The 25378-nt window shown below is 66.7% G+C and carries 27 protein-coding genes and 1 other RNA gene; 4 read left to right on the forward strand and 24 right to left on the reverse strand.

Going from position 1 to position 25378, the window contains the following annotated elements; genetic code table 11:
- Positions 1-15 precede the first annotated feature (15 nt).
- The 6 genes from ACSQ3M_RS14450 to rpmE all read right to left on the reverse strand — a co-directional run bounded on the left by ACSQ3M_RS14450 (position 16) and on the right by rpmE (position 5971).
- Positions 16-1209, reverse strand: coding sequence for a phosphoglycerate kinase (locus ACSQ3M_RS14450; RefSeq protein WP_436150761.1), 1194 nt, complete (start codon positions 1207-1209; stop codon positions 16-18).
- 11 nt (positions 1210-1220) lie between these two features.
- The gene (locus tag ACSQ3M_RS14455; protein WP_436150762.1) at positions 1221-1790 is read right to left on the reverse strand and encodes a putative glycolipid-binding domain-containing protein; all 570 of its coding nucleotides are present in this window, start codon (positions 1788-1790) and stop codon (positions 1221-1223) included.
- Positions 1787-2236, reverse strand: a complete 450-nt coding sequence (locus ACSQ3M_RS14460) for a hypothetical protein (RefSeq protein ID WP_436150763.1) — start codon at positions 2234-2236, stop codon at positions 1787-1789. Before ACSQ3M_RS14460 ends, ACSQ3M_RS14455 begins: the two co-directional genes overlap by 4 nt.
- Before the next feature lie 70 nt (positions 2237-2306).
- The gene (gene gap / locus ACSQ3M_RS14465) at positions 2307-3317 is read right to left on the reverse strand and encodes a type I glyceraldehyde-3-phosphate dehydrogenase (RefSeq protein ID WP_436150764.1); all 1011 of its coding nucleotides are present in this window, start codon (positions 3315-3317) and stop codon (positions 2307-2309) included.
- A 108-nt stretch (positions 3318-3425) separates the two neighbouring features.
- Positions 3426-5429 (reverse strand): transketolase, encoded by a 2004-nt coding sequence (tkt, locus tag ACSQ3M_RS14470; RefSeq protein ID WP_436150765.1) that lies wholly within the window; start codon positions 5427-5429, stop codon positions 3426-3428.
- A 308-nt stretch (positions 5430-5737) separates the two neighbouring features.
- On the reverse strand, positions 5738-5971 hold the full coding sequence (gene rpmE / locus ACSQ3M_RS14475; protein ID WP_066471911.1) for a 50S ribosomal protein L31: 234 nt from the start codon (positions 5969-5971) through the stop codon (positions 5738-5740).
- A gap of 146 nt (positions 5972-6117) precedes the next feature.
- On the opposite strand from rpmE, the gene ACSQ3M_RS14480 reads away from it, so the two are divergent.
- Complete coding sequence (locus ACSQ3M_RS14480) at positions 6118-7896, forward strand: ABC transporter transmembrane domain-containing protein (RefSeq protein ID WP_436150766.1); 1779 nt, start codon at positions 6118-6120, stop codon at positions 7894-7896.
- Here ACSQ3M_RS14480 and ACSQ3M_RS14485 read toward each other — a convergent pair.
- The 5 genes from ACSQ3M_RS14485 to ACSQ3M_RS14505 all read right to left on the reverse strand — a co-directional run bounded on the left by ACSQ3M_RS14485 (position 7882) and on the right by ACSQ3M_RS14505 (position 13896).
- The gene (locus tag ACSQ3M_RS14485; RefSeq protein WP_436150767.1) at positions 7882-9621 is read right to left on the reverse strand and encodes an ankyrin repeat domain-containing protein; all 1740 of its coding nucleotides are present in this window, start codon (positions 9619-9621) and stop codon (positions 7882-7884) included. The genes ACSQ3M_RS14480 and ACSQ3M_RS14485 overlap by 15 nt on opposite strands.
- 383 nt (positions 9622-10004) lie before the next feature.
- A complete protein-coding gene (locus ACSQ3M_RS14490) occupies positions 10005-11195 on the reverse strand; it encodes an ABC transporter substrate-binding protein (RefSeq protein ID WP_436150768.1) in 1191 nt (396 codons plus the stop codon).
- A gap of 39 nt (positions 11196-11234) precedes the next feature.
- Positions 11235-12257 (reverse strand): N-acetylglucosamine-6-phosphate deacetylase, encoded by a 1023-nt coding sequence (locus ACSQ3M_RS14495; RefSeq protein WP_436150769.1) that lies wholly within the window; start codon positions 12255-12257, stop codon positions 11235-11237.
- Between the two features lie 6 nt (positions 12258-12263).
- Positions 12264-13007: a glucosamine-6-phosphate deaminase gene (locus tag ACSQ3M_RS14500; RefSeq protein WP_436150770.1), complete on the reverse strand. Its 744-nt coding sequence runs from the start codon at positions 13005-13007 to the stop codon at positions 12264-12266.
- 247 nt (positions 13008-13254) lie between these two features.
- Positions 13255-13896 (reverse strand): glutathione S-transferase family protein, encoded by a 642-nt coding sequence (locus ACSQ3M_RS14505; protein WP_436150771.1) that lies wholly within the window; start codon positions 13894-13896, stop codon positions 13255-13257.
- Between the two features lie 160 nt (positions 13897-14056).
- Here ACSQ3M_RS14505 and ACSQ3M_RS14510 point away from each other — a divergent pair, with 160 nt between their 5' ends.
- The 3 genes from ACSQ3M_RS14510 to ACSQ3M_RS14520 all read left to right on the forward strand — a co-directional run bounded on the left by ACSQ3M_RS14510 (position 14057) and on the right by ACSQ3M_RS14520 (position 15153).
- The gene (locus tag ACSQ3M_RS14510) at positions 14057-14338 is read left to right on the forward strand and encodes a putative quinol monooxygenase (protein WP_436150772.1); all 282 of its coding nucleotides are present in this window, start codon (positions 14057-14059) and stop codon (positions 14336-14338) included.
- Positions 14339-14456: 118 nt separating this feature from the next.
- Positions 14457-14801 (forward strand): ArsR/SmtB family transcription factor, encoded by a 345-nt coding sequence (locus tag ACSQ3M_RS14515; RefSeq protein ID WP_436150773.1) that lies wholly within the window; start codon positions 14457-14459, stop codon positions 14799-14801.
- The gene (locus ACSQ3M_RS14520) at positions 14761-15153 is read left to right on the forward strand and encodes a VOC family protein (RefSeq protein WP_436150774.1); all 393 of its coding nucleotides are present in this window, start codon (positions 14761-14763) and stop codon (positions 15151-15153) included. Before ACSQ3M_RS14515 ends, ACSQ3M_RS14520 begins: the two co-directional genes overlap by 41 nt.
- 28 nt (positions 15154-15181) lie before the next feature.
- Here ACSQ3M_RS14520 and ACSQ3M_RS14525 read toward each other — a convergent pair whose 3' ends face one another.
- The 13 genes from ACSQ3M_RS14525 to ACSQ3M_RS14585 form a co-directional block, all read right to left on the reverse strand.
- Positions 15182-16198, reverse strand: a complete 1017-nt coding sequence (locus ACSQ3M_RS14525; protein WP_436150775.1) for a peptidoglycan -binding protein — start codon at positions 16196-16198, stop codon at positions 15182-15184.
- 52 nt (positions 16199-16250) lie between these two features.
- Entirely contained in the window at positions 16251-17306 is a 1056-nt protein-coding gene (locus ACSQ3M_RS14530) for a flagellar motor protein MotA (protein WP_436150776.1), read from the reverse strand.
- A gap of 86 nt (positions 17307-17392) precedes the next feature.
- A complete protein-coding gene (locus ACSQ3M_RS14535) occupies positions 17393-18181 on the reverse strand; it encodes an inositol monophosphatase family protein (RefSeq protein WP_436150777.1) in 789 nt (262 codons plus the stop codon).
- Positions 18182-18280: 99 nt separating this feature from the next.
- Positions 18281-19207 (reverse strand): tetratricopeptide repeat protein, encoded by a 927-nt coding sequence (locus tag ACSQ3M_RS14540; RefSeq protein ID WP_436150778.1) that lies wholly within the window; start codon positions 19205-19207, stop codon positions 18281-18283.
- Entirely contained in the window at positions 19204-19857 is a 654-nt protein-coding gene (locus ACSQ3M_RS14545; RefSeq protein ID WP_436150779.1) for a thiamine phosphate synthase, read from the reverse strand. Before ACSQ3M_RS14545 ends, ACSQ3M_RS14540 begins: the two co-directional genes overlap by 4 nt.
- Positions 19854-21008, reverse strand: coding sequence for a benzoate/H(+) symporter BenE family transporter (locus ACSQ3M_RS14550; protein ID WP_436150780.1), 1155 nt, complete (start codon positions 21006-21008; stop codon positions 19854-19856). Before ACSQ3M_RS14550 ends, ACSQ3M_RS14545 begins: the two co-directional genes overlap by 4 nt.
- Positions 21008-21841, reverse strand: coding sequence for a TIGR00282 family metallophosphoesterase (locus ACSQ3M_RS14555; RefSeq protein WP_436150781.1), 834 nt, complete (start codon positions 21839-21841; stop codon positions 21008-21010). Before ACSQ3M_RS14555 ends, ACSQ3M_RS14550 begins: the two co-directional genes overlap by 1 nt.
- A gap of 185 nt (positions 21842-22026) precedes the next feature.
- The gene (locus ACSQ3M_RS14560) at positions 22027-22602 is read right to left on the reverse strand and encodes a 5-formyltetrahydrofolate cyclo-ligase (RefSeq protein WP_436150782.1); all 576 of its coding nucleotides are present in this window, start codon (positions 22600-22602) and stop codon (positions 22027-22029) included.
- 7 nt (positions 22603-22609) lie between these two features.
- Positions 22610-22765: non-coding RNA, 6S RNA (ssrS, locus tag ACSQ3M_RS14565), on the reverse strand.
- Positions 22766-22948: 183 nt separating this feature from the next.
- Positions 22949-24013: a D-alanine--D-alanine ligase family protein gene (locus ACSQ3M_RS14570; protein ID WP_436150783.1), complete on the reverse strand. Its 1065-nt coding sequence runs from the start codon at positions 24011-24013 to the stop codon at positions 22949-22951.
- Positions 24014-24162: 149 nt separating this feature from the next.
- Complete coding sequence (locus tag ACSQ3M_RS14575; protein WP_436150784.1) at positions 24163-24588, reverse strand: hypothetical protein; 426 nt, start codon at positions 24586-24588, stop codon at positions 24163-24165.
- A 30-nt stretch (positions 24589-24618) separates the two neighbouring features.
- A complete protein-coding gene (locus ACSQ3M_RS14580; protein WP_436150785.1) occupies positions 24619-24987 on the reverse strand; it encodes a cell division protein ZapA in 369 nt (122 codons plus the stop codon).
- Positions 24987-25295 carry a DUF4164 family protein gene (locus ACSQ3M_RS14585; RefSeq protein ID WP_436150786.1) on the reverse strand — a complete coding sequence of 103 codons (309 nt, stop codon included), beginning with the start codon at positions 25293-25295 and terminating at the stop codon, positions 24987-24989. Before ACSQ3M_RS14585 ends, ACSQ3M_RS14580 begins: the two co-directional genes overlap by 1 nt.
- Positions 25296-25378: the final 83 nt, after the last annotated feature.

Below are 25378 nucleotides of genomic sequence, written 5' to 3' on the forward strand. Positions count from 1 at the left end.
AAGCTGCGGTTCCGCTTACCCCTTCCGCAGCGCCTCAACGCCGGGCAGCGCTTTGCCTTCCATCCATTCGAGGAAGGCGCCGCCGGCGGTCGAGACATAAGTCAGATCCTCGGCGACGCCGGCATGGTTCATCGCCGCGACCGTGTCGCCGCCACCGGCGACCGCGACGAGCTTGCCAGCCTGGACGCGCTCCGCCACCGCCTGCGCCACCGCAACCGTCGCCGTGTCGAAGGGCGGCAGCTCGAAGGCGCCGAACGGCCCGTTCCAGACCACCGTCTTCACGGTGTTGAGCTTGAGCACGACCTCGGCGACGCTGAGCGGGCCGGCATCGAGGATCATCTCGTCGGCCCCGACCTCGGCGATCGAGACGACGCGATGTCCGGGATTGGCCCTGAACTCGCGCGCCACCAGCGCATCGACCGGCAGAATGATCTCGCAGCCCGCCGCCTTGGCCTTCTCCTCGATCTCGCGGGCGGTGCCGGCGAGATCGTGCTCGCAGAGCGACTTGCCGACATTGACGCCGCGCGCCGCGAGGAAGGTGTTGGCCATGCCCCCGCCGATGACGAGCACGTCGACCTTCTTGACGAGGTTGCCGAGCAGCTCGAGCTTGGTCGAGACCTTGGCGCCGCCGACGATCGCCATCACCGGCCGGGCCGGGTTGTCGAGGCCGGAGGAGAGTGCCTCGAGCTCGGCCTGCATGGTGCGCCCGGCATAGGCCGGCAGCAGATGCGCCAGCCCTTCTGTTGATGCATGGGCGCGATGGGCAGCCGAGAAGGCATCGTTGACATAGAGGTCGCCATTGGCGGCGAGCGCCTTGACGAATTCGGAATCGTTCGCCTCGTCGCCGGCGTGGAAGCGGGTGTTCTCGAGCAGCAGGATTTCGCCGTTCTTGGCGGCGGCGATCGCTTTCGGCGCCTCCGTGCCGATGCAGTCACCGACGAAGATCACCGGCTGGCCGAGCGCATGCGCCAGCGCCGGCACGACCTGCCGCAGGCTGTTCTTGTCGTCGCGCCCTTTCGGTCGGCCGAAATGCGCCAGCAGGATGACCTTGCCGCCCTTCTGCGCGATCTCGCGGATCGTCGGCAGGATGCGGTCGATGCGGGTGGTGTCGGTGACCCTCCCCTCCTCCGTCGGAACGTTGAGGTCGACACGGACGAGGACGCGCTTGCCGGCGAGATCGGCGTCGTCGAGGGTGCGGAAAGCAGGCATGGAGAACTCTCTCACAAGCGTTGAAACAGGCTGGGATAATCCATGACGAGGCCGTCCTCGTCGACCGGGAGCTCGGCGATGAAACTGCCATCGGCCGTCTCGAACCGGAAGAGCCTCTGCGCAAGGCAGGTATAGACCTGCTCGGTGACGAAGGGCTCGAAGCTGTCGAACGGCACGAACAGTATGGCGACGCGCCGCTGCTGGCCTGGCTGCCAGTGGCAGCGGCGGATCGGCAGCGTGTTGGTGAAGGGTGTGGCGGAGAGGTCGATGTCGATGCAGGCATCGAAGGCCGGCAGATGACCGCCCGACCTGTCGTGCCAAGCGCCGTCGCGCCGAGTCATGGCGAGACCGCGGCCATCGGTCGTCGCAATCTCGAAGCCACGGACCGTGAAGTCAGGATCGCAGTCGATCCGATAGCTCGCGCCGTAGCGCTGCCCGTCACGCTCGCCGATCAGCACGGAATCGGCGCGAAGACCATTCGCCTCCGTCCGCAGCGTCAGATGCTCCAGCCCGTCGCCTTCCCGCGCCCGCCAGCGGACATTGCGCCCGTCCGCGAGTTCGGCGGCCGGGCGAAAGCTCATCGCGGCAGGATTGGCGGCAACACGCCGGGAACGCCGCTTTTCAGCACGATCACCGTCAGGATGACGGTCAGCACCGCCGTGACGATGCCGGTGAGCAGCAGAGCCCCGAAGCGCGGCGTCGCGCTGACGCGCTGGCGCAGTGCCGAGAGTTCTTCGCGCAGGCCGGCGAAATCCATGGTGCCGGCGGCGAGCTCGACCTTCTGGGCGCTGCGATCGAGCGAAGCCTCGGCGCGGGTCAGCACCGCCTCGTAGCGCGCGAACTTCTCTTCGATCCGCGCCGCCTTGTCTTCGATACGCGAGAGCTGGTCGAGCTTGCGCGGATCGCTGGCCGCGAGCGGCTCGGGGACACGGGCCGCAGCGATCTCGGCCATGCTCGGCGCCGGCGGCACGGCGATGGTCTCGACGGGCGTGGTCGGCGTGGCGACGGTCGGCTCGATCTTGTTCATTGCGCGGTCCGTTCCTCGGCGGTGTGGACGCGGCCGCACCCTGCAGGTGCGGCCGCAGCAGGAGTGTGGGTCAGATCAGCTTCGCCATGGCGACGGCAGTGTCGCTCATGCGGTTCGAGAAGCCCCACTCATTGTCGTACCAGGTGAGGATGCGGACGAACTTCTCGTCCAGGACCTTGGTCTGGTCGAGCGCGAAGGTCGACGACGCCGGATCGTGGTTGAAGTCGATCGAGACGTTGGGTTGGTCGGTGACGGCGAGGATGCCCTTCAGCGCGCCGCGCTTGCTCGCCTTGATGATCGCCTCGTTGATCTTCTCGACCGTGGTCTTGCGCTTCGCGATGAACTTGAAGTCGACGACCGAGACGTTCGGCGTCGGCACGCGGATCGAGGTGCCGTCGAGCCGGCCCTTGAGCTCGGGAATGACGAGGCCGATCGCCTTGGCGGCGCCGGTCGAGGTCGGGATCATCGACATCGCCGCGGCGCGGCCGCGGTAGAGATCCTTGTGCATCGTGTCGAGCGTCGGCTGATCGCCGGTATAGGCATGGATCGTGGTCATGAAGCCCTTGTCGATGCCGACAGCGTCATGCAGCACCCGAACCACGGGGGCAAGGCAGTTGGTCGTGCAGGAGGCATTCGAGACGACGACGTGATCCTTGGTCAGGGCGTCGTTGTTGACGCCGAAGACCACCGTCAGGTCGGCGCCGTCGCAGGGGGCCGAGACCAGCACGCGCTTGGCGCCGGCGGCGAGATGGGCCGCCGCCTTCTCGCGGGTGGTGAAGATGCCGGTGCATTCCAGCGCGATGTCGACGCCGAGCGCCTTGTGCGGCAGGTCCTTGGGATCGCGGATCGCGGTGACCTTGATCGGGCCGCGGCCGACATCGATCGTGTCGCCGGAGACGGTCACCGTGCCGGGGAAGCGGCCATGGACGGAGTCGAAGCGGAAGAGATGGGCGTTGGTCTCGACCGGGCCGAGATCGTTGATCGCCACGACCTCGATGTCCTTGCGCTTCGACTCGATGATCGCGCGCAGAACGTTGCGCCCGATACGGCCGAAGCCGTTGATCGCCACCTTGACCGTCATCTCAATCCTCTCCTTCGCCATTCGCCAGCAGAGCCGGCGTCATTCACGCGGGCAAATCGGCCAAACCATGGCGGAACGCAAGGGCAGGCCTTAAAAATTTCAAGGAGGTCAGCCGTTGTGACGCTTGATCGCCGCCTCGGCCACCGCCTCCGGCGTGATGCCGAAATGCTTGTAGACCTCCTTGTAAGGGCCGCTCGCCCCGAAGGAGGACATGCCGACGAAGCCGCCATCGGCGCCGATCACGCCATCCCAGCCGAAGCGCACGGCAGCCTCGACCGCGATCTTGATCGGCGCATCGCCGATGATCGCAGCCTTGGTCGCCTCGTCCTGTTCCAGCAGCAGTTCGAGCGCCGGCACCGAGACGACGCGGGCGCGAATGCCCTTCTCGGCCAAGAGTTTGCGCGCCGCGACCGCGATCTCGACCTCGGAGCCCGAGGCGAACAGCGAGACCTGCACCTTGCCACCCTCGGCTGCCAAAAGCTCATAGGCGCCCTTGGCCGAGCGGTTCGTCGCGGTGCCGTCGGTGCGGACCGGCGTCAGGTTCTGGCGCGACAGCGCCAGCACGGTCGGCCCATCGGTGCGCTCCAGCGCGATCTGCCAGGCTTCCGCCGTCTCGATCGCATCGGCCGGGCGCAGCACGCGCATGTTCGGCATCGCCCGCAGCGAGGCGATCTGCTCGACCGGCTGGTGGGTCGGACCGTCCTCGCCGAGGCCGATCGAATCATGGGTCATGACGTAGACGACCGGCAGGCCCATCAGCGCGGCAAGCCGCATCGACGGGCGGGCATAGTCGGCGAAAACCAGGAAGGTGCCGCCGGCGGTGCGGAAACCGCCATGCAGCGTGATGCCGTTCATCGCCGCGGCCATGCCGTGCTCGCGGATGCCGTAGCGCACATAGCGCCCCTTGGGGGTCTTCGGCGTGAAATCCTCGGCCGCCTTGGTGCGGGTGTTGTTGGACGGCGTCAGGTCGGCCGAGCCCATCACCAGCTCCGGCATCATCGGCATGATGGCTTCAAGTGCCAGCTCCGAAGCCTTGCGGGTCGCGACCGTGACCGGGCTCGCAGCCAGCGCCTTCTTGTGGGCGACGAGCGCCTTGGCGAGCTTGGCCGGAGGGGTCAGCGACAGCCGGCGCTCGAACTCGCTGCGCTTGCGCTCGGACAGCGCCGCGAGGCGCGCATTCCAGTCCTTGCGCTCGGCGAAGCCGGTGGCGCCGAAGCCGCGCCAGGCCTTGAGCACGTCGGCCGCAACCTCGAATGGCCCACCGGTGATGCCGAGCGCCTTCTTGGCGGCGGCGAGTTCTTCGGCGCCGAGCGGCTCGCCATGCGCCTTGGAGGTGCCGGCCTTCTTCGGGGCACCGAAGCCGATCACGGTCTTGCAGGCGATCAGGGTCGGCTTGTTCGACTTCTGGGCGCGGCGGACCGCCGCCTCGATCGCATCGGGATCATGGCCGTCGACGCGCTCGGCCTTCCAGCCGCAAGCCTTGAAGCGGGCGACCTGGTCGACCGAGTCGGAGATCGACAGCGGCCCGTCGATCGAGATGCCGTTATCGTCCCAGAATACGATCAGCTTGTTGAGCTTCTGATGGCCGGCGAGCGCGATCGCCTCCTGGCTGATGCCTTCCATCAGGTCGCCGTCGGAGGCGAGCACATAGGTCTTGTGGTCGACCAGCTTCCGGCCAAACTCGGCGGCGAGCATGCGCTCGGCCATTGCCATGCCGACGGCGGTCGCAAGTCCCTGACCGAGCGGGCCGGTGGTGGTCTCGACGCCCGCCGTCATGAAGTTTTCCGGATGGCCCGGGGTCTTCGATTCGAGCTGGCGGAACTTCTTGAGGTCCTCGAGCTCCAGGCCCGGCGTGCCGGTGAGGTAGAGCAGAGCGTAGATCAGCATCGAGCCATGGCCGGCCGAGAGCACGAAGCGGTCGCGATCAGGCCAGCGCGGCTCGGCCGCATCGTATTTCAGGATGCGGGTAAAGAGCACGGTCGCGACATCGGCCGCGCCCATCGGCAGGCCGGGATGGCCGGACTTCGCCTGCTCGACGCCATCCATGGCAAGCGAGCGGATGGCGTTGGCGAGCCGCTCGTGCAAAGCGCGGTCGATCGCGGGCGTCGTCATGAAGTCTCTCCGGCGAAGCGGGAACGAGACTCGCGCGCCGGAGCTGGCCGGGGGCGAGCAGCGAACTTGTGAAAAAGGTCGCGCGTTCGATAGGCCGCCGGCTCAAGCGGAGTCAATTCGCCTGAAGCGGCCTGCAGGCCGTCTTGGAGTGCATTACACCGCGATGGATTTGCCCGCGCCGTATCGCCATGCCGGAATAGCGGACGAGTGGACCGCGGCCTATCGTCGCCATCAATGCAAAAAGCCCGGCCGTGAGGCCGGGCTTTTCTGTCGTGCTCGCCGGCCCCGAAAGGCCGCGAAAACGCGAATTACTTCTTGCCGAGGGCGCCCAGCGCGCCGAAACGCGAGTTGAAGCGCGAGACGCGGCCGCCGCGATCCAGCATATGCTGGGTGCCGCCGGTCCAGGCCGGATGGGTCTTCGGGTCGATGTCGAGGTTGAGGGTGTCGCCCTCCTTGCCCAGCGTCGAACGGGTGAAGTATTCGGTGCCATCGGTCATGACGACCTTGATGGTGTGGTAGTCGGGATGAATGCCGGTCTTCATGGCGAAATCCTCAATTGTCGAAAAGCGGGCGTCCGGAACTCGGCGCGCATCGCCGGCTCTTCGAACAATTCGTATGAGCCTGTCGTGAAGTCGGGTGCCCATAGCGCAGCCGCAGCGACGGTGCAAGCTTTTCGGGATAGGTAAGCGTGGCGAACGAGACCAAGGAAGACACCAAGGCGCGGCCGGATTTCAGCGCGCTGCGCTCGTTCTGGCCCTATGCATTGGCGCAGAAGCAGCGGATCGCCTTCGCGCTCGTCGCGCTGATCGTCGCCTCGGTGGCGACGCTGATACTGCCCATGGCGGTGCGGCGCGTCATTGATGTCGGCTTCTCCGCCGGCGAGCAGCAACTAGCGAATTCCTATTTCGCCCTGCTGATCGGCGTCGTCGCCATCCTGGCGCTGGCGAGCTCGTTCCGCTTCTACCTGGTGATGACGGTTGGCGAGCGCGTCGTCTCGCAATTGCGCGCCGACGTCTTCCGGCACCTGACCCGGCTCGAGCCGGCCTTCTTCGATGCCAGCCGCGCCGGCGACCTGGTCTCGCGCCTGACTGCCGACACCACCCAGATCAAGTCGACCTTCGCCTCGACCGCCTCGATCGCGCTGCGCAACGGCATCATGTTCCTCGGCGCGCTCGTCATGATGATCGTGACCAGCCCGCAGCTCTCGGCGATCGTGATCGGCGCGATTCCGCTGATCGTGCTGCCGCTGGTGTTCTCCGGCCGCACGGTGCGCAAACGGGCCCGCGCCGCACAGGACCGGCTCGCCGATGCTTCTGCCTTCGCCGCCGAGGCGATCGGCGCGATCCGGACCATGCAGTCCTTCGGCGCGGAACGTGAGACGACACAGCGCTTCCAGGGGGCTTCGGACGGCGCCTATGCCGCCTCGCGCGATGCGACGCGCTCCCGCGCCTGGCTCTCCGGCGTTGCGATCTTTCTGGTTTCAGCCAGCGTCGTGCTGGTGCTCTGGGTCGGCGCGACCGAGGTCTTCGCCGGGCGGATGAGCGGCGGGCGCCTTTCGCAATTCGTGCTCTACGCCGTGCTGGCGGCAAGCTCGCTCGGCCAGCTCTCGGAAGTCTATGGCGATATCTCGGCTGCGGCCGGTGCTGCCGGGCGGCTCGGCGAGATTCTGGCGACCAAACCTGCAATCTCCGCTCCGCCTCACCCCAAAGCGCTGCCCACGCCGCCAGTCGGCGCGCTCTCTTTCGAGGGCGTCTCCTTCCGCTATCCCGGTCGCAGCAACCTCGCGCTCGCCGATCTCGATCTTACGATCAGGCCGGGCGAGCGGGTCGCGCTGGTCGGCCCATCCGGCGCCGGCAAGAGCACGGTGCTGCAACTGGCGCTACGCTTCAATGACCCCTTCGCCGGCCGCGTCGTCGTCGATGGCGTCGCCGGGCCGGAAGCCGACCCGACCGATTGGCGCAGCCGCTTCGCCCTGGTCCCGCAGGAGCCGACCGTGTTCGGCGTCTCGGTCGCCGACAACATCGCCTATGGCCGCCCCGGTGCGAGCCGGGCGCAGATCGAGGAAGCGGCACAGCTCGCCGCTGCCGACGGCTTCATCCGGGCCTTGCCTGACGGCTACGACACCGTCATCGGCGAGCGCGGCGTCACGCTCTCGGGCGGCCAGCGCCAGCGTCTCGCCATCGCGCGGGCCGTGCTGAAGGACGCGCCGATCCTGCTGCTCGACGAGGCGACCTCGGCGCTCGATTCGGAAAGCGAGCGCGCCGTGCAGGACGCGCTCGACCGGTTGATGCAGGGGCGGACCACGTTGGTCGTGGCCCACCGGCTCGCCACCATCCTCTCCGCCGACCGCATCCTGGTGATGGAGGACGGGCGGGTCGTCGAGGAAGGCACGCATGCCGCCCTCGTCGCCAAGGGCGGGCTTTATGCACGCCTCGCCGCGCTCCAGTTCGGGCTAGAGGCTGCCTAGTAAGCCTGCCGGCTGGAGAGCCGCTTCCAGCAGCGTCGCGGCGTCCAGCAGCCCTCGCTTGCGAGCCGCCTGCGCGGGCGTCAGCTCCTGCTTGTTTCGCGCAGCCGGATCAGCCCCCGCCGCCAACAGGAATTCGACGAGATCGCAGGCGCTGGTGTCGTCGTCCGGCAGGCGGAACAGCGGCGGCTCGCCCGAGCGTGCCGGCGCATTGGCGAGTGCCAGCTCCTTGGCGAACAGGAGCTCCAGCCGCTCGATCTCGCCAGCCTCGCACAAGGCTTCAATATCGTGGCTGCGCGAGGCCAGATAGATCTGCGCGGCGCTTGCACCCTGATGGCGAGCCCAGCCGAGCGGGGTCGAGCCATAGCGGCGCTCGATCGGATCGATCTCGGCACCCGCCTCGACCAGCAGCGCGACAATCTCGATCGCGTCGCTGCCAGCCGCCTCGTGCAAGGCACGAACGCCGTCGCGCATCTCGGCATCCGGCGAGACGCCGAGATGTAGCGCGAGCGCCGCGATCTCCGGCTTGTTCTGCCGGATCGCGACCAGCAGCGGTGCCGGGGCGACCCGGAAATCCGGATTGCCGTCGAGCAAACGGCGCGCCTCGGCTTCATCGCCCCGCGCGATCGCAGCAGTGAAGGCTTCCTGCCCGCTGAGTTCGACCGGGCTCGCGCCGTTGTCGACCAGAAGGCGAACGAGATCGCTGCGGCCGTCGAGCATGGCCTGCTTGACCAGGCTCTGCTTCGAATAGGCGTTGACCGCCTGGGCCCGGGCACCATGGGCGAGGAGCCAGGCGGCCCGCCTGGGCTGTCGCGGCACGGCGTTGCCGAGCAAGTAATCGAGCGGCGGCGCCGGCAATTCGCGCACTGGTTCGCGCCAGCGCGCGCCCTCCCCGCGCTTCTCCGTTTCGCTCCAGAGCAGGTCAAGCCAGGTGACATCGTCGGCACCGAGCGACGAGTTGTAGAGCGCCTGGCCGTTGAGCGGATCGGCGCCGCGGGCGACCAGGAGCCGCGCCAGCGCCTCAGCCTGCGGATGCGAGGGCTGGTTGCTCTCGCCGCCGCCGATGATGCCGGTCAGCGGGGTGAAATGGTTGGTGCCGTCGCTGAACAGCGCGTTCGGATCGGCGCCATGGTCGAGCAGCAGCTGCGCGATCGCGATGCCGTTGCGCGACAAGGCTTCGTTCGGCAGGCGCGTGAAGGCGAGGCGAACCAGCGGCGTCCAGCCGTCGAATCCGCTCGGCCTGTCCGCGAGCGCGGCGTCCTTGCTGAGCAAGGCGCTGACGACACCGAGGTCATGTGCGGCGACGGCGGTATGGATGCTGTCGGCGGCGATCTCCGGATGCCGTTCGAGCAGGCGCTGGGCGAGCGCGCCGCGTGCCGGCCGGTCGGCCTCGTACTCGCCCCAGCTTTGCGTTCCCGGCCTGACGCCGTAGCGCAGCGCCGACTTTTCCAGGAACAGCGCGACGAGCGCGGCGTGTCCGCGCGCCGCAGCCTCGCGCGCCGCGAGTTCCTGCTTGAGCGCGGCCCAACTCGCCAGCCCGTAGTCGCGGGCAAGCGCATGCTGGACCTCGCGTAGCTTGGCCTTGCCGGCATGGTTCGGGATCAGCTTGCGGAAACGGGCGAGCGCCTCAGGCTCTCCGGCCGCGATCTCCTTCAGCCAGCGCTTGGCCTGGCGGCGGATCGTCTCGAGGTTCGAGCGGGGCGTGAGTTCGCGGGTGGGATCGGACATGGGTCTTCCTTCCGAGAAAAGCCTGATGTCCGCTCGACAGGCCGGAAGAAAGCGATGATGCGATGTCGTCGCTTGGATATGGGTGGGAGCAGGCTCCCTTGCCGCGGACTGGTGGCGCCCCATGCGCTCTGCGGCGATGAAAAGCGCATGGCGGCGGTGGAGTCAATCGCTGGCGATGCCCGGCCACAACGCCCTCTTCCTTCTCCCGGATGGGAGAAGGTGGCGCGGAGCGCCGGATGAGGGCCTGCGAGTAAACCAGAGAGGCAAGACGACAGCCACAGCCATAATGACTAGCGGCAGTCCCTCACCCCTGCCCCTCTCCCACCCGGGAGAGGGGTTCCTCGCGCTATCAGTCATGGTCGCACTGACCATGACGCCCGAGCTCACTTCGCCCGCTTGGCCCCCACCAGCTCGTCCCACTTCCTGAAGGCGACGACCATTTTGTCGGGCTTCAGCGGCAGCTCGATCGGGTTATTGGCGATGAGGTCGGCATATTCCGGCCGGCCGAACTCGGCGATGACTTTCTGGCTCGCCTCGGGCGCCAGCGAGAGCGGCACGTTCTTCACCGCTGGGCCGGGATAGAGATAGCCCTCGTCATAGGAATAGGCCTGCATCTTCGGCGTCAGCACATGCGCCATGATGTCGAGCACGACTGCCAGTCGGTCGTTCGGCAGGCCCTTCGGCACGCACATGAAGAAGGCGTCCGAGACCCAGTGGAAGCCCTTCAGTGTCTGGATCTTCGCCTCCTTGGGCACGATGCCAAGCGCGCGCGGATTGATGTCCCAGCCGGTGGTCGAGATGATGATGTCGCGCGAGCCGTCACCGAACTCCTTCATCGTCGCACCGGTGCCGGCCGGATAGTACTCGATGTACTGGCCGAGCTCCTGCAGATAGGCCCAGGTCTTGTCCCAGCCGCCGACCGGATCCTGCGGGTCCTTGTCGCCGAGGATGTAGGGCAGGCCCATCATGAAGGTGCGTCCCGGGCCGGAATTGGTCGGGCGGGCATACATGAACTTGTTCGGATTGGCCTTGGCCCAGGCCAGCAGTTCCTCGGCCGTGGTCGGCGGGGTCTTGACCCGGTCCGGCATATATTCCAGCAGCGGGCCGGACGGGTAGTAGTTGACGACGACGCCGAAGCCGTCGCCCTGGACCTTGTGCAGGTTGAGCGCGGCCGGCTCGTAATTGGCCTCGATGTTCGGGAACTTGTCAGAGAAGTCCGGCAGGATCTTCTGCCAGAGCTTCTGGTCGAGGCCGGCGGCAAGGCCGTCGCTGCCGGTCAGGATCAGGTCGAGGTCGACCTTGCCGGCATCCTGCTGCGCCTTGAGCTTGCTGGCGAGTTCGGGCGCCGGCGCCTTCACGAAAGCGATGCGCGAGACCAGCTTGGGATTGGCGGCGCGGTAATCCTCAAACGCCTTCTGCATCAAAGCGAGCGCACCGCCGACATCCATGACGCTGATGACGACGGGGCTCGTCGGCAGCGGCGGCGAGGCGGCGAATGCCGGGCCGCCAGCGGCAAGCGCGCCGAGGCCACCGAGAACGGTGCGGCGGTCGATGCCATGAAGATGCTTGGTCATTGCCTTCCCCCCTTTGTTGTCGCGCCGTTTCAGCGGCGCTCATGCGTCGTAGCGACGTTCCTGATCGGCGATGCGGACCCGCCTGACGAAAAGGTCATCCGACCACTCGACCTCGCCCTCCGCAAGCGCGATGCCATGCGCCTCGAGCGCCGGCCGGATCGCGGCGAGCGCGTGGCTTCCCGCCATAGCGAAGGCCTGCGCGGGCGTCGCGATGCCCCAGGCGACGACATTGCGCACGGCCTCATCCAGGCAGAGCGCCGAGCCGGCGAGCAGTCCCGCTTCCTGCCGGACCGAGCCATCCGGCATGCGATCGACGGCCATGCCGGCGAAATGATAGCGACCGACCGGCGCGGCGGCGGCCACCACCGCATCGGTGACCAGGATCGAACGCTCGAAGCCCTTGGCCCGGATCAGCGCGGCGAGCGCCCTGGGGTGGACATGGATGCCGTCGGCGATGAAGCCGGCCATCAGCCTGTCCTCCGCGAGTTGGGCGAAGATCGGGTTGGCGAGCTTGTGCAGGGTCTGCGGCAGGCCGTTGCCGAGATGGGTCGAGAGCGAGAGTCCGGCATCAGCTGCTGCCGAAACCTGATCGAAATCGGCGGCCGAATGCCCGATGGCGACGATTTTGCCGCCGTCGGCCAGAGTTTTCGTCAGCGCGACCGCGCCTTCGCGCTCGGCGGCGAGCGTCACCATCAGGATCGGGCGCGACAGGCCGCGTTCGACCTCGGCGATCAGCTCCGGCCTTGCCGCCGTCATCGCCTGCGGCGGGTGGCAGCCATGATAGCCCGGCGCGGGGTTCAGGAATGGGCCTTCGAGATGATAGCCCGGGCACATCAGCGGGCCGAGCCTGCTGCCGGCGACGGCCGCGTCGAGCGCGCGGAATCGCTCGGCCAGTTCTTGCGGATGGGCGGTGATGATCGTCGGCAGGCAGTGCGTGACGCCGGTCGCCAGCATCGCCTCCAGTGCCCGGTCGAGATCGGCCGCCGTGATCGCCGGGTCGTTGAAATCGACGCCGGCGAAGCCGTTGATCTGGAGATCGACGAGGCCGGGCGAGATGGGCATCTGCCCTCAGCCCTTTTTCAGCAGCGAGGCCGCCGGCGGGTCGAGGAACAGCACCGTGTTGGGATGGCGCTGCAGGATCGAGGCCGGGTGCAGCGGCGTGATCTCGCCTTCGAGCGCATCCTTCACCGCCTGCGCCTTGCGGGCGTCCGGCACCGAAAGCACGATCAGCTCGCTCTTCAGGATCTGGCGGATGCTCATCGAGATCGCCTGTTCCGGCACCGCGGCAAGGCTCTCGAACCAGCCCTCGCCGAATTGCTGGTTGCGGCAGGCTTCGTCGAGGGTGACCACGATATAGGGCTCGTCGGTCTCGAAATCGGCCGGCGGATCGTTGAAGGCGAGATGGCAGTTCTCGCCGAAACCGGCGAAGCAGAGATCGATGCGGCGTCCGGCGATCAGCCCATTGAGGCGCTTCGTCTCGGCGACGGGATCACCCTCGCCATTGACGGGGATGAAGGCCGGCTTGACCGGGAGTTGAGCGAGGAAGCGCTCTTCCAGATAGCCGCGGAAGCTCGCCGGATGGGTCTCAGGCAGGCCAACATATTCGTCGAGATGAAAGGCGGTAACCTTCGACCAGTCGATGCCCTCGGCGGCGACGAGATTCTGCAGCATCTCGAACTGGCTCGCGCCGGTGGCGACGATGATCGTCGCCTCGCCATGGCGGGCGATCGCGGCCCGGATCGTCTCCGCTCCGAGCTTCGCAGCCTGCCGTCCGAGCTCGTTCTTGTCTGGGGTGATGCGGATATCGATCATGCTGTTCCTGCCCGGCACGGCTACGGCTTTCACCGCGTGGTATACTACCATACAAGACCTCATGCTAGCACGCGCGGGAGGCGGCGCACCTATCGCAAAGGCATGACGCGCTGCAGCTTTTCGCAGGATTTGCGCGCATAGGTTTCGGCTACTCCGGGGGTTCACCCTAAGGGCGCCCGCGTAGAAGGGCAGCGGAGCGCTGGAGGTAAATTGCGGTAGCCTTCGACCCCAAGCGGAACTCTCAACTCTAAATCCACGGCTGCGGAATATGCTCTTGTGCATGGACCCGCTGCACGGCAGGTCGGTCGATCATGCGCTGCAAATAGGTCCCTAACTGTGGTCGACTGGCAGCAGAGCGAGGCATCCCGCGCGACCATCGAGCGAGGGTGAACAGGTAGGCATCAACGGCGGAATAGACGTCACCTAAAAACCAGGGACCACCATGCCGTGCCAGTTCTTCTTCCACGCGATCAAATTGAGCATCAACGCGTCGCTCCGCTGCTTCCCGCACCTCTGCTTGCGCGTCGGGGGATGCGGCGACCTTGTTGGGATGTAGATACAGCGACAGATTGGCATGTAGTGCCGTAGAGAGCCACATGAGCCACTTGTAGAATTGCGGCCTTAGCGCGCTGCCTTGCTTCGGTATAAGTGCCGTATCTGACTGCAAATCAAGCAAATATAAAATGATTGCCGTGCTTTCATAGAGAACGATGTCCCCGTCTTCGAGCGTGGGAACGAGACCATCTGGATGTAAGGTGAGGTACGATGGGTTTTTGCTTGGTCCCTTATGCAGATTGACGAATGATAATTCGTAATCGACCCCAATCTCTTCAATTACGATGTGGGCGGCAAGGCTTATGAAGCCTGGATAGTAGTGAAGACGCACCATGCCGAAGCCACTTTCTCGCGTATTCTGCGCTGACGGTCCTTAGCTGACGCCCCCAAGGATGGCGGTCAAGCTCATAAATTCGTCGACGAATGCCCGCATCCCACCCGCTCCGGACCCTCAGCCGACCCCGCGCGTTCCCCTCTAAACAGGAGCAACGCGCATGATCATCATCGCCGGCTACACACTGACCGAGGCCGACAAGCGCGACGCAGCCGTGGCGGCCCATGCCGAGATGGTGGCGCGGGCACGCCAGCATGAGGGCTGCCTCGATCTCTCGATCAGCGCCGATTCCGTCGACCCCGAACGCATCAACATCTTCGAGCGCTGGCGGGACCACCAGCCCCTCGATGCCTGGCGCGAGGTCGCCAACCCGCCCAAGGTCGAGCGGCGCGAAACCCGTGTAAAGCTCTATCGCACCGACAAGGCCGAGGAGCCCTTCTGAGCCAAGCGGCGCGGCCGCAGGCCAATCCAGATCGGTAGGCCGGGCATCAGGAACCAGCGGCCTCTTATCATGCAACCAGATAATTGCATGACGGATGCCCACGTGCTAGCAACGGCTCATGGATCTCGATCGCCTCTTCCGGGCGCTGGCCGATCCGACGCGGCGCCGCATGCTGGGCGAGCTCACCGAGCGGGACGGCCAGACGCTGTTCGAGCTGCATGTCCGCTTGGTCAGCTGGCACGGGGCGAGCCTGTCCCGGCAGGCCCTGTCGAAGCATCTGCAGCTGTTGGAGGAGGCCGGCCTGGTCCGAACCGAATGGCGCTGGCGCAGCAAGCATCATTTCCTCGAGCGCGTGCCGCTGCGGCAGATGTGGGATGTGTGGATGCGGCCGCTGGCCGAGCCGCCGGAGAAGGAGAGGACGGATGCCGATCAAGATCGTCGTGACGAGCGTGCTGGTCGATGACCAGGACAAGGCGCTGCGCTTCTACCGCGACATTTTGGGCTTTGTGCCGAAGCACGACATCCCGATGGGCAAGCATCGCTGGCTGACCCTGACCTCGTCCGGTGATCCGGACGGCGTCGAGCTCCTGCTTGAGCCGGACGAGCACCCTGCCGCGCAGCCCTGGAAGACCGCGCTCGTTGCCGACGGCATCCCGGCGACCTCCTTCGGGGTCGAGGACGTCCATGCCGAGCATGCGCGGCTATCGGCGCTCGGCGTCGCCTTCACCCAGCCACCGGTCCATCTCGGCCCGGTCACTACCGCGGTCTTCGACGACACCTGCGGCAACCTGATCCAGATCGCCCAGCGGCATTGAGGAGCTGGCCGCTGCGACGGTCCTTCCCTCACCGCTCGGTGATCTTGAACTCGATCCTGCGATTGCGGCGCCAGGCGTCGTCGTTGTTGGCGACGTCGAGCGGCTGGAACTCGCCGAAGCCGGTCGCGGCGATGCGGTCGGCGGGGATACCCTTGCTGACCAGGTATTCGACCACGGCGACGGCGCGCGCCGTCGACAGGTTCCAGTTCGAGGGGAACTGAGCCGAGCGGATCGGCCGATTGTCGGTGTGGCCGTCGACGCGCAGGATCCAAGGCAGGTCCGGCGGCATTTCGCGCCCGAGATCGACGATGATGGCGCCGAGCTTGTCGAGTTCGCCGCGTCCCTCCGGCTTCAGCACGGCCTGGCCGGCGTCGAAAAAGACCTCGGACTGGAAGACGAAGCGGTCGCCGACGACGCGGATATCGGGGCGGGTACCGAGCACCTGGCGCAGGCGGCCGAAGAAGTCGGAGCGATAGCGCGCCAGCTCCTGCACGCGCTGGGCCAGCGCGACGTTGAGGCGCGAGCCGAGCTCCGAAATGCGCGTCTGCGATTCCTTGTCTTTGGCCTCGGCCGCGCCGATCGCCTCCTCCAGCGCCGCAAGCTGGCGGCGCATGGCGACGATCTGCTGGTTGACCATCTCGACGGTCGCCTGCGCCTTGGCGGAGAGCTGCTTTTCGGCGTCGAGCGCCTTCTGCGTGTCAGCGAGTTGAGCAGGCGCATTCTTGTTCGAGGAATCGAGCAGGCCCTGCACACGTGAGCGCTCAGCCTGTTCGCTCGTCAGCGAGGATTGCAGCAAAGCGAGCGAATCCTTGGCTTCCTTGCCGGTCGATCGTTCGAGCGCGAGCAGGTCGCTGAGCTCGGAGATCTGGCGGTTCAGCCGGTCGAGCACCGTGTCCCGGCCGCTGATCTCCTGCGACAGGAAGAACTGGCCGAGGACGAAGACCGAGAGCAGGAAGACGATGCCGATCAGCATCGTCGAGAGCGCATCGACGAAGCCCGGCCAGAAGTTGGTCTCTTCCCGGCGATGCGCGCGTGAGAGGGCCATGCTCAGCCTTTCCTCCGATCAGCGCCTGCGATGCCGCAGCACCATGGCAGGGTCATGACTCGCCCACCCGTTCGGCGGCGAGGCGCTCGATCAGACGCTTGAGGTCCTTCTCGCGCACGGCCTGCGCCTCGACCCAGTCGCGGATGAGTTGCTGCTCCGAGCGCATATGCTGGACGAGCCCCTGGATGCCCTCGGCGAGATTGGCGAGCGCCTGCGTCGCGGCGCGGTTGTTGCCCCCGTCCTGCATCGCCGCCTGCAGCTTGTCGAGGCGCTCGACCACGACGTCGCCCGAGGCGGGCCCGGCGACCGACATCGCCGGCAGGATCGTCGCGAAGTTCGCTGTCGTGGAGCCGAGATAGTCTTCGACCTCGTTGCGGAACCGGCGCTGCGCCTGGCCGAGCTGCAGATCGAGAAAGCCGAGCAGAACCGCGCCCGCAATGCCGAACAGCGAGGCCGAGAAGGACAGGGCCATGCCGGCGAGCGGTGCGGCGAGGCCCGTCTTGAGCTCGTCGAAGAGCACGCCGGATTCCGCGCCGGTGCGCAGGCTCTTGATGACGTTACCGATCGACGAGATGGTGTCGAGCAGGCCCCAGAACGTACCGAGCAGGCCGAGGAAGACCAGAAGTCCAGCGATATAGCGCAGCACCTCGCGCCCGTCGTCGAGCCGGACCGCAATCGATTCGAGCAGCGTCGCAGCCTGGGCCGGGGCGAGCGTGCGACGCTCCAGCGCCGGCAGAACGGCGCCGAGCGGGCTGATCACCTGGTTGCGCCGGATCGCCACGCCCGCCGGATTGGCGGCGAGACGGGTGGCGGCGCGCGCCTCGCTATCGACGCGCCAGAGCTCGCGCAGCGTGATCAGTATGCCGACAGCGAGCGCGCCGAGGATCAGGCCGTTGAGGCCGGGATTGGCCATGACGGCGGTGATGAGGCTGCCGTGCAGGATGTAGACGAGGAAGCCGATCAGCGCGAGGAAGACCAGCGCGCGGAGAAAATAGCGCAGCGGACGGGAGAATCGGAACGTCTGCGGCCGATGCATCGCCGTCGCCGAGCTTCCCTCAGCCAGGGGCTCCAGCGGCTGGACCTCGGGGGCCGCCTCGTCATTGGCCATGCCTGCTCATCCGATCCGGTTTCGTCGCGGCGGCGACTGTCGCCTCCCGCCACGCAAGGATCAAGCAGGAAACGCCCTGCGTTTCGTCAAAGAACCGTCTTGAGGGCTGCGCGCAACGCCGGCTCGCCGGCTTCGTTGCCGCAGATTACATCCTTGGCTGATGTCGGCTGCTTGCCATCGAGCGTGCCGAAAGTGCCGCCCGCCTCGCGCACCATGACCGCGCCGGCGCCGAAATCCCAGGTATTGAGGCCGCGCTCCCAATAGGCGTCCATGCGGCCGGCGGCGACATAGGCGATGTCGAGCGCGGCCGAGCCCATGCGCCGGACATTGGCGAAGCGGCTCATCACGGCGCCGAGTTCCTTCAGGAAGAGCGGGTGCCCGCCCTTGCCGATATGAGGCACGCCCATGCCGATCAGCATATCCGGCGATTCGCGGCGGCCGGAGACGCGCATGCGGCGGTTGTTGACATAGGCGCCCTTGCCCTTCTCGGCGATGAAGAGCTCGTCCTTGGCGGCGTCGTAGACCACGCCGGCGATGAACTGGTTGTCGCGCTCCAGCGCCACCGAGATGTTCCAGTGCGGGATGCCGCGCAGGAAGTTGTGGGTGCCGTCGAGCGGGTCGACATGCCAGCGATTGCTCTCGTCGGTCCCGACGACGACGCCGCTCTCTTCCATGACGAAGCCGTAGCCCGGCCGCGCCTTCTCCAGCGCCGCGCGCAGGATTTCCTCGGCCTTGTGGTCGGCCTTGGAAACGAAGTCGCCCGGGCCCTTGGCCAGGACCTGCAGGTTCTCGACCTCGCCGAAATCGCGCTTCAGCGAACGCGACGCCTTCATCACGGCATCGGTCATCACGGTCATCAGGGGCGAGCGGATCATTATCAAAACCTCCGGCGCTCGAAGCGCGGCAGAATGGAACGGACTATCAAAGAGCGGCAGTCGTTGGACAGCGCCGGCTACGTGGCGCGAATTTCGCCGTCACTTGCTCGGTTGGCTCGGCGTCGTCAAGGCCGTGGCCTCGATCCGGTCGGCAGCGAGGCGGGCGGCACGGGCGCGCTGCTCCGGCGAAAGCCGCTCCAGAACCTGGTCGAGCGTGGCATCGGACAGGCCTTGCGCGCGGGCGGCGAGGTGCCAGGCGGCAGCTTCCGAGAGATCCGGGGAGATGGCGCGGCCGAACTGGTAGAGCTTGGCCAGGCGGTTCTGCGCGATGGCGTTGCCCTTGTTGGCGGCGCGGATGAAGAGCTTCACCGCGGCGCGCTCGTCCTTGGCGACGCCGTCACCGTTGAACAGCATGATCGCGTACTCGACTTCGCCGGCGATGAGGCCGCTGGCGGCGGCCTTGCCCATCCACTCGGCTGCGATCCCGTCATCCTGCGGCACACCGCGGCCCATCTTGTAGAGCACGGCGAGTGCATGCTGGGCGTCGCCGAGGCCGGCGGAGGCAGCAACCCTGAGGCAGCCGATGGCGCGCTGGTCGTCCTGTGGCTGCCCTGTCGCGAGCAAAGCGAGGGCGAGATTGTAGTTGGCGGCGGGGTGGCCGGCGGCAGCGGCTTTCTCAAGCAGGGCGCCGGCCTTCTTCGGCTCACGCGGCAGGCCGCGCCCCTCCAGCATCGCCATGGCGAGTGCAAAGGTGGCGTTGACATCGCCCTTGTCGGCCGCGAGCCGATACCAGTCTGCTGCGGCCTTGGCGTCGTCACGAACACCGAGTCCCTGGCGATAGATCTCGCCGAGCAGCGTCATCGCCGCAGCGTCGTTCTGATCGGCCTCGAGCCGCTTCAGGGCCTCCGACTGGGCACGCCGATAATGTCCGGCCTGATAGGCGCCGTAAGCGAGGTCCAGCACCGGCCCCGCCGCAGCGGCCGGTAATGTGAGCGTCAGGGCGAGCGCGGTCAGCGCAAGCCTCATCGCGCGATCCTGCGGGCGTGCTGGGCCGCGATCGCAGCATCGGCGTCGGTGACCGCAGCACGGATATCGACACCTTCGGCGAACACCCATTCGCCGAGCGCGACAAACTCGGCGCCGGTCTCGATCAGGGTCGGAACGGAATCGGCGTCCGGGCAATAGGCGATGCAGGGCGTCTCGAAGATCTCGGCCCACCAGGAAGCGCGTTCGATCACCGCCGGCAAGGGCGGCAGCGAACCGTCCGGCCGCGGCTCGCCGAACATGACGTAGTCGACGCCGGCCTCGCCCATATCCATGGCGTCATGGCGCGAGCGCAGGCCCCCTACCCCGATGATGCGTTCCTGCTTCAGGCTGGAACGCGCCTCGGCGATCACATCGGCACCTTGGGTCAAATGGACGCCGTCGGCGCCGCCGCGGCTGGCGACCTGGGCCGAGGCCTCGACCACCAAAGCGACGTTCTGCGCCTGCACAGCTGGAGCCAGCGCCTTGACCCGTTCGGTCAGGCTGCGCTCGTCGCCGGGCGCGAGCCGCAGCAGCACGGCGGCGACATCGCCGCCGGCGAAGGCCTGCATCAGGCGAAAGGAGATCGCGCCGGGATCCAGGATCGGCGGCGTGACGAGCATCAGGCGGGTGCGGGGCGGGTTCGTAGTCATGATCTTGCGCGCAAACGGCCTGCGGCGTGATCCAATGTCAAGACCATAAGCCCGGCGACGAGGCTCCAGAAGGCGGAACCGACACCGAACAGGGAGAGGCTCGAGGCCGCCACGGCGAAGGTAACGACCCCAGCGAAGCGATCCTTGTCGCTCCCCATCGCCTGGCCGAGCGCGCCCGTCAGCGAGCCGACGAGGCCGAGGCCGGCGACCGCGACGATCAGCGCCTTCGGCATGGCAAGGATCAGCGCGAGCAGGAGACCGGCGGTAGCGGCGATGGCGAGCCAGAGAAAGCCGTACCAGATGCCGGCCTTCCAGCGCTCCTTTGGGTCAGGGTGGGTGTCGGCGCCGGTGCAGATCGAGGCGCTGATCGCCGCCATGTTGACCATATGGGCTCCGGTCGGCGCCGTCAGGGCCGACATCAGGCCGGTGACGAACAGGCAGGAGGCGGTCGGCGGCTGGTAGCCCGCGGCGCGCAGCACAGCGAAACCCGGCAGGTTCTGCGCCGCCATGGTGACGAGATAGAGCGGGATGCCGATGCCGACGATCGCAGTCAGATCGAAATGCGGAGCGATCAGCTCGATATGCGTCAGCGCCACCGGCCCGGCCGGCAGCGTCGCGGTGCCGGTGGCGAAGGCAAGCGCGAGACCCGCACCCAGCGCCGCGATGACGCCGAGGAAGGGGTTCCACAACCGCGCCAGCAGGAAGATGACGAGGAGCGTCAGCACCAAAGCCGGCTGCAGCTTCATCTCGTCGAAGACGGCGACGACGAAGCGGAAGATCACGCCCGCAAGCATGGCCGCGGCGATGCTCATCGGAATGCGCTCGACCAGCGCACCGAGCGGGCGGAAGGCGGCGGTCGCCATCATCAGCGCGGCGGCAGCGAGGAAGGCGCCGACGGCCGAGGCCATATCGACACCGCTCGCAGCCGCGATCAGCGCCGCGCCCGGCGTCGACCAGGCGCAGATGATCGGCATGCGGTGCCGCCAGGACAGGATCAGGCTGGCGAGCCCCTTGGCGATGGCGAGCCCGGCGAGCCAGGAGACGGTCTGTCCCGGCGTTGCGCCGAGCGCCTGCGCGGCGGCGAGGATCACCGCGACCGAGGCCGCATAGCCGACGAAGACGGCGACAAGCGCGGAAAAGAGCTGCGACATCAGCCGCCCTGCTGATCCCAGGCCGTCGGCCAGGTTTCGGCAAGCGTCGCGCCGAGGCGAACGGGCCAGGCCCCTTTGGCGAGGCCAGTCCGGTCGTCGGTCTCGACGGCAATGCCCGACAATGTGCCCTCGCCGAGCGCCGGCTCCAGCCGCGAGCCCGGCGTCTTCTGCAGGAAGCGGCGGATCGACTCCTCCTTCTGCATGCCGAGGATCGAGTCGTAGTCGCCGCACATGCCGGCATCGGACTGATAGGCGGTGCCGGCCGGCAGCACGCGCGTGTCCGAGGTCGGGACATGGGTGTGGGTGCCGACGACCAGGCTTGCCCGGCCATCGAGATAATAGGCCATGGCGAGCTTCTCGCTGGTCGCCTCGGCATGCACGTCGACGATGACGGCGTCAGCCGCCTCGCGCAGCGGACAGGCGGCAAGCTCGCGATCGAGCGCCGCGAAGGGGTCGTCGAGCGCGTCCATGAACAGCCGGCCCATGACGTTGACGACGAGGACGCGCGCGCCGTTGCGCGCCTCGACCACGGTCGCGCCACGGCCAGGCGTGCCGGGCGGGTAATTTGCTGGCCGGATCAGGCGCGGCTGGCGCTCAATGAAGACCATCGCCTCGCGCTGGTCCCAGGAATGATTGCCGAGCGTGACGACATCGGCGCCGGCAGCGAGGGTCTCGTCGCAGATCGCCTCGGTGATGCCGAAGCCGCCCGCAGCGTTCTCGCCATTGATGACGACGCAATCGAGCTTCCAGCGCTCGCGCAGGCCAGGCAGGCGGTCCTGGACGGCGAGGCGGCCGGCGCGCCCGACGATGTCGCCGAGAAAGAGTAGACGCATGTCAATATCCAACGATTGGGCCGCCCCATCACGGCCCGTCCTGTCGCGCTTTCACGCAAAATGCGGTCGTCCCGGGCCCCCTCGGGCCACGCGGTACGACGTCGCGGTTTGGAGGAAAACACGGCGGGACAACTGCGTCTTGAATGAAAGGCGCGCCTGCTAATGACGTGATCACCGCAGCGAAATCAACCGCAGCGGATCGCTTCGTCCTGCGTCACGATCCAGTCGAGGCGGCGGTCATGCGCCTCCGCCGGAACTTCGGTGATCTCCTGCGCGGCATAGGCGATGCCGATGGTCAGGGCCGGCTCGAGCTCGGCGATGACGCGGTCGTAATAGCCCTTGCCGTAGCCGATCCGGTAGCCGCGCCGGTCGAAGGCGGCGAGCGGCACGATCAGAATTGTGGGCTTGACCTCCGGCTCCTCGGGGCTCGGCACCAGCGTGCCGAAGCCGCCGGGGACGATCGGCTCCCAGGGCGCCCAGCGCCGGAAAAGCATGCGCTTCTCGATGATCGCCGGCAGGCAAAGTGGCAACCCGCGCTCGTGCAGCGCTTCCAGAATCGGGCGCGGATCGGCCTCCGAGCGCATCGGCCAATAGGCCGAGACCGGCCCTTGCGCGAACACCGGCAGCGCCAGGGCGCGCGCGACGATCGCCTCGTCCCAGATCAGGCGCTCGTCGAGATCGAGGCCGTCGCGCCGGGCGAGCGCCTCGGCACGCAGCGCGGCCTTGCGAGGAGAGGGAATGGGAGAGACGGCATCGGTCATGGGCGAGTGCGGAGCCACCTTGGCCGTGGAGATTTCGATCCCGGGACACCTACAAAGTAGGTGGGCGCCGTGTGTCCGGGTCCAGGGACCCGGTCAGGGACAGCTCCCTAGGGAGTCGTATGGGCCCGGGAATACATAACTCGCACGCACCAGGCAGCCCCGCCAAGCCAAGGTAGGATGCATGCCGGCAAAGCGCCAGAGGCGTTTGGTGGAAGGTGTGGGAATTTCGTGCCGTTGGCAGGCCTGCCGATAACCTACCAATCTCCTCGCGGGTCGTCCCGGGCGACCGGAGGGAGACCCGGGATGACCAAGGATTGGGGGGCCACTCGCCGGCGGGCGGCCCGCCTCAGGCACCACGCGCGATCCCGTGACGGATCACCCGGTCGATCAAATCGGGATAGGCGATGCCACTGGCCGCGAGCGCCTTCGGGAACATGCTGATGTCGGTGAAGCCGGGAATGGTGTTGATCTCGTTGACCAGTGCGCTGCCGTCAGGCCGCAGGAAGAAATCGACGCGGGCCATGCCGTCGCAGCCAAGCGCGTAGAAGGCGCGCTTGGCGAGCACCTGCAGGCTCGTGATGACGTCCTCGGGCAGGTCGGCCGGAACCTCGACGCGGGCGCCGTCCTCGTCGAGGTATTTGGCCTCATAGGTGTAGAAGCCATGGCTGGCGGCGGCGACGATCTCGCCCGGCAGCGAGACGATCGTCTCGCCATCGGCCTGCTCCAGCACGCTGAGCTCGATCTCGCGGCCTTCGATGAACTCCTCGACCAGAACGACGCGGTCGTGCCGGAAGGCCTCGGCGAGCGCTGTCGCGAAAGTCTCGGCACTCGTCGCCTTGCTGACGCCGACCGAGGAGCCCTGCCGGGCCGGCTTGACGAAGAGCGGCAGGCCGAGCGCGGCGCTGGCCTCAGCGAAGCTCAGCGCCTCGCCCTGCCGGACGGTGAGCGAGCGGGCAACGCCCAGGCCGGCCTCGCGCAACAACCGCTTGGCGATGTCCTTGTCGAGCGCATTGGCCGAGCCGACGATGCCGCAGCCGGCGAGCGGGATGCCGGCGACCGCAGCCAGCCCCTGGACCGAACCGTCCTCGCCGTCGAGGCCGTGCAGCACCGGGAAGAGCACGTCGATCTTCTGGAGCGTTTGCGGCGCGGCCCCATCTTGCAGGCGCAGGAGACGCCCGCCCCCGCCGGGCAGCAGGCAGATCTCGGCGCCGTCCTGCGGGATCGGATCAGGCAGGACGCCGTTCTGCAGTTCGAGCTCGCGCCATTGCCCGGCCCTGGTGATCAGGATCGGCACGACGTCGTACTTCGCCTTGTCGATCGCCTTCACCACATTGGTGGCGGACATCAGCGAGACCTCGTGCTCGGCCGATTTGCCACCAAGAAGAATTGCCACCCGCACCCTGTCGCTCATCGTCCCTGCCTTCATCGAGTCGCTTCAGCTGCGAGCGTCAGTCGGGCATGATTGAGGAATTGCAAAGGCAGGCCGGGATAAAAAGGGAGCCAGGCGAGGCAGGCCTCCGGTCGATCAGTTCAAAGCCGTTTTGGCAAGCCCCTGCAACTTCACGTTTCCAGAGATTCACTCGATGGCCGCGGCCCAAGCCAAAATAGCTTGGTCCACAAGATAAAATATGCCGCGTACCAGCCGAAAAACATTGACATTCTTGTTATTTGCGAACGTGAATGAATAGTACTCCCAAGTAATGGGGCGCCATCTATCTCAATCTTTTTTGCCATAAGAACAAATAAAAACCCGATAAAGAGAAAAGCTAAAGTCAATATCTTAATTTCAATGATTTTTTCTTGATGATGAGTTTTGCGCATGAGATATGCGGCGATTGTAACCCAGAAAGTTATATAAATAACCCATTTAAAAATTATATCTTCAAAAAGAAATGGAATTAGCGCAGTAACAACAAAATCAACGATCAGAAGTGCAATGGCCGTCCGCGTTGTTTCGGCAGGGAATCTTAATTTCAGTGCCTTCATCGAATTGATGTCTGCATCTGCTTCTCAAAATCAACCCGTCTGCCCAGGCAGCAGGCTCCGCGCCACCCCCTCGATGCGCTCGGCAGCCACCAGGAGGGCTGCTGCCGCCTTCTCCTCGACCTCGCCGGCGCGTTGGTCGGCGCTACCCGCGTCGCCCTGGATCGATTGCAGCCGGCCTTCGAGCGTCTCGACCTTCTTCTTCAGCTCGCTGACCTCATCGGCGACCATCAGCGCCGCCATGACGTGCAGGCGCATGTCGCCGATCTCGCCGAAAGCCTGGCGCATCTCCTCGATCTTGCCGTCGTAGAAGCTAGCGAGCCCCTCCAGATGCGGCTCCTCGCCCTCGCCGCACGCCATGCGGTAGGCCTTGCCGGAGATGGTGACGTTGACCTGGGGCATCAGGCGTCCTGTTCGGCTTCTTCGTCAGGGCGGACTTCGACGCGCGCGATAACCTCTGCGAGCGCCGTCATGGCACGGTCGAGCTTGCGATCAACCTCTTCCGCGACGCCCTGGACCTGGCCGATCCGGGCCATGGCACCGTCCAGCTCGACGGCGAGGCGAGCGCGGTCGTCCTGCATCAGGGTCAGCTCGGTTTCGAGATTGCCACGGCCACGCTCGACCTCAAGCCGCCTGCGGGCGGCTGCTTCGAGCTGGCCGAGCGCGCTTTCGAGGCGCGACAGGGCGTGATCCAGTTCTGGAGACGCCACGCTTCCTCCTCTGCTGGCCGGCCAAGCCGGCTCATCCGATTCGGAAGCCTAGTTTAACAAATATGAGCGTGGAAAGCGCTTCG

Origin of the sequence: Allobosea sp. LjRoot90 (assembly GCF_964254315.1) — a bacterium.
Lineage (GTDB): Bacteria > Pseudomonadota > Alphaproteobacteria > Rhizobiales > Beijerinckiaceae > Allobosea.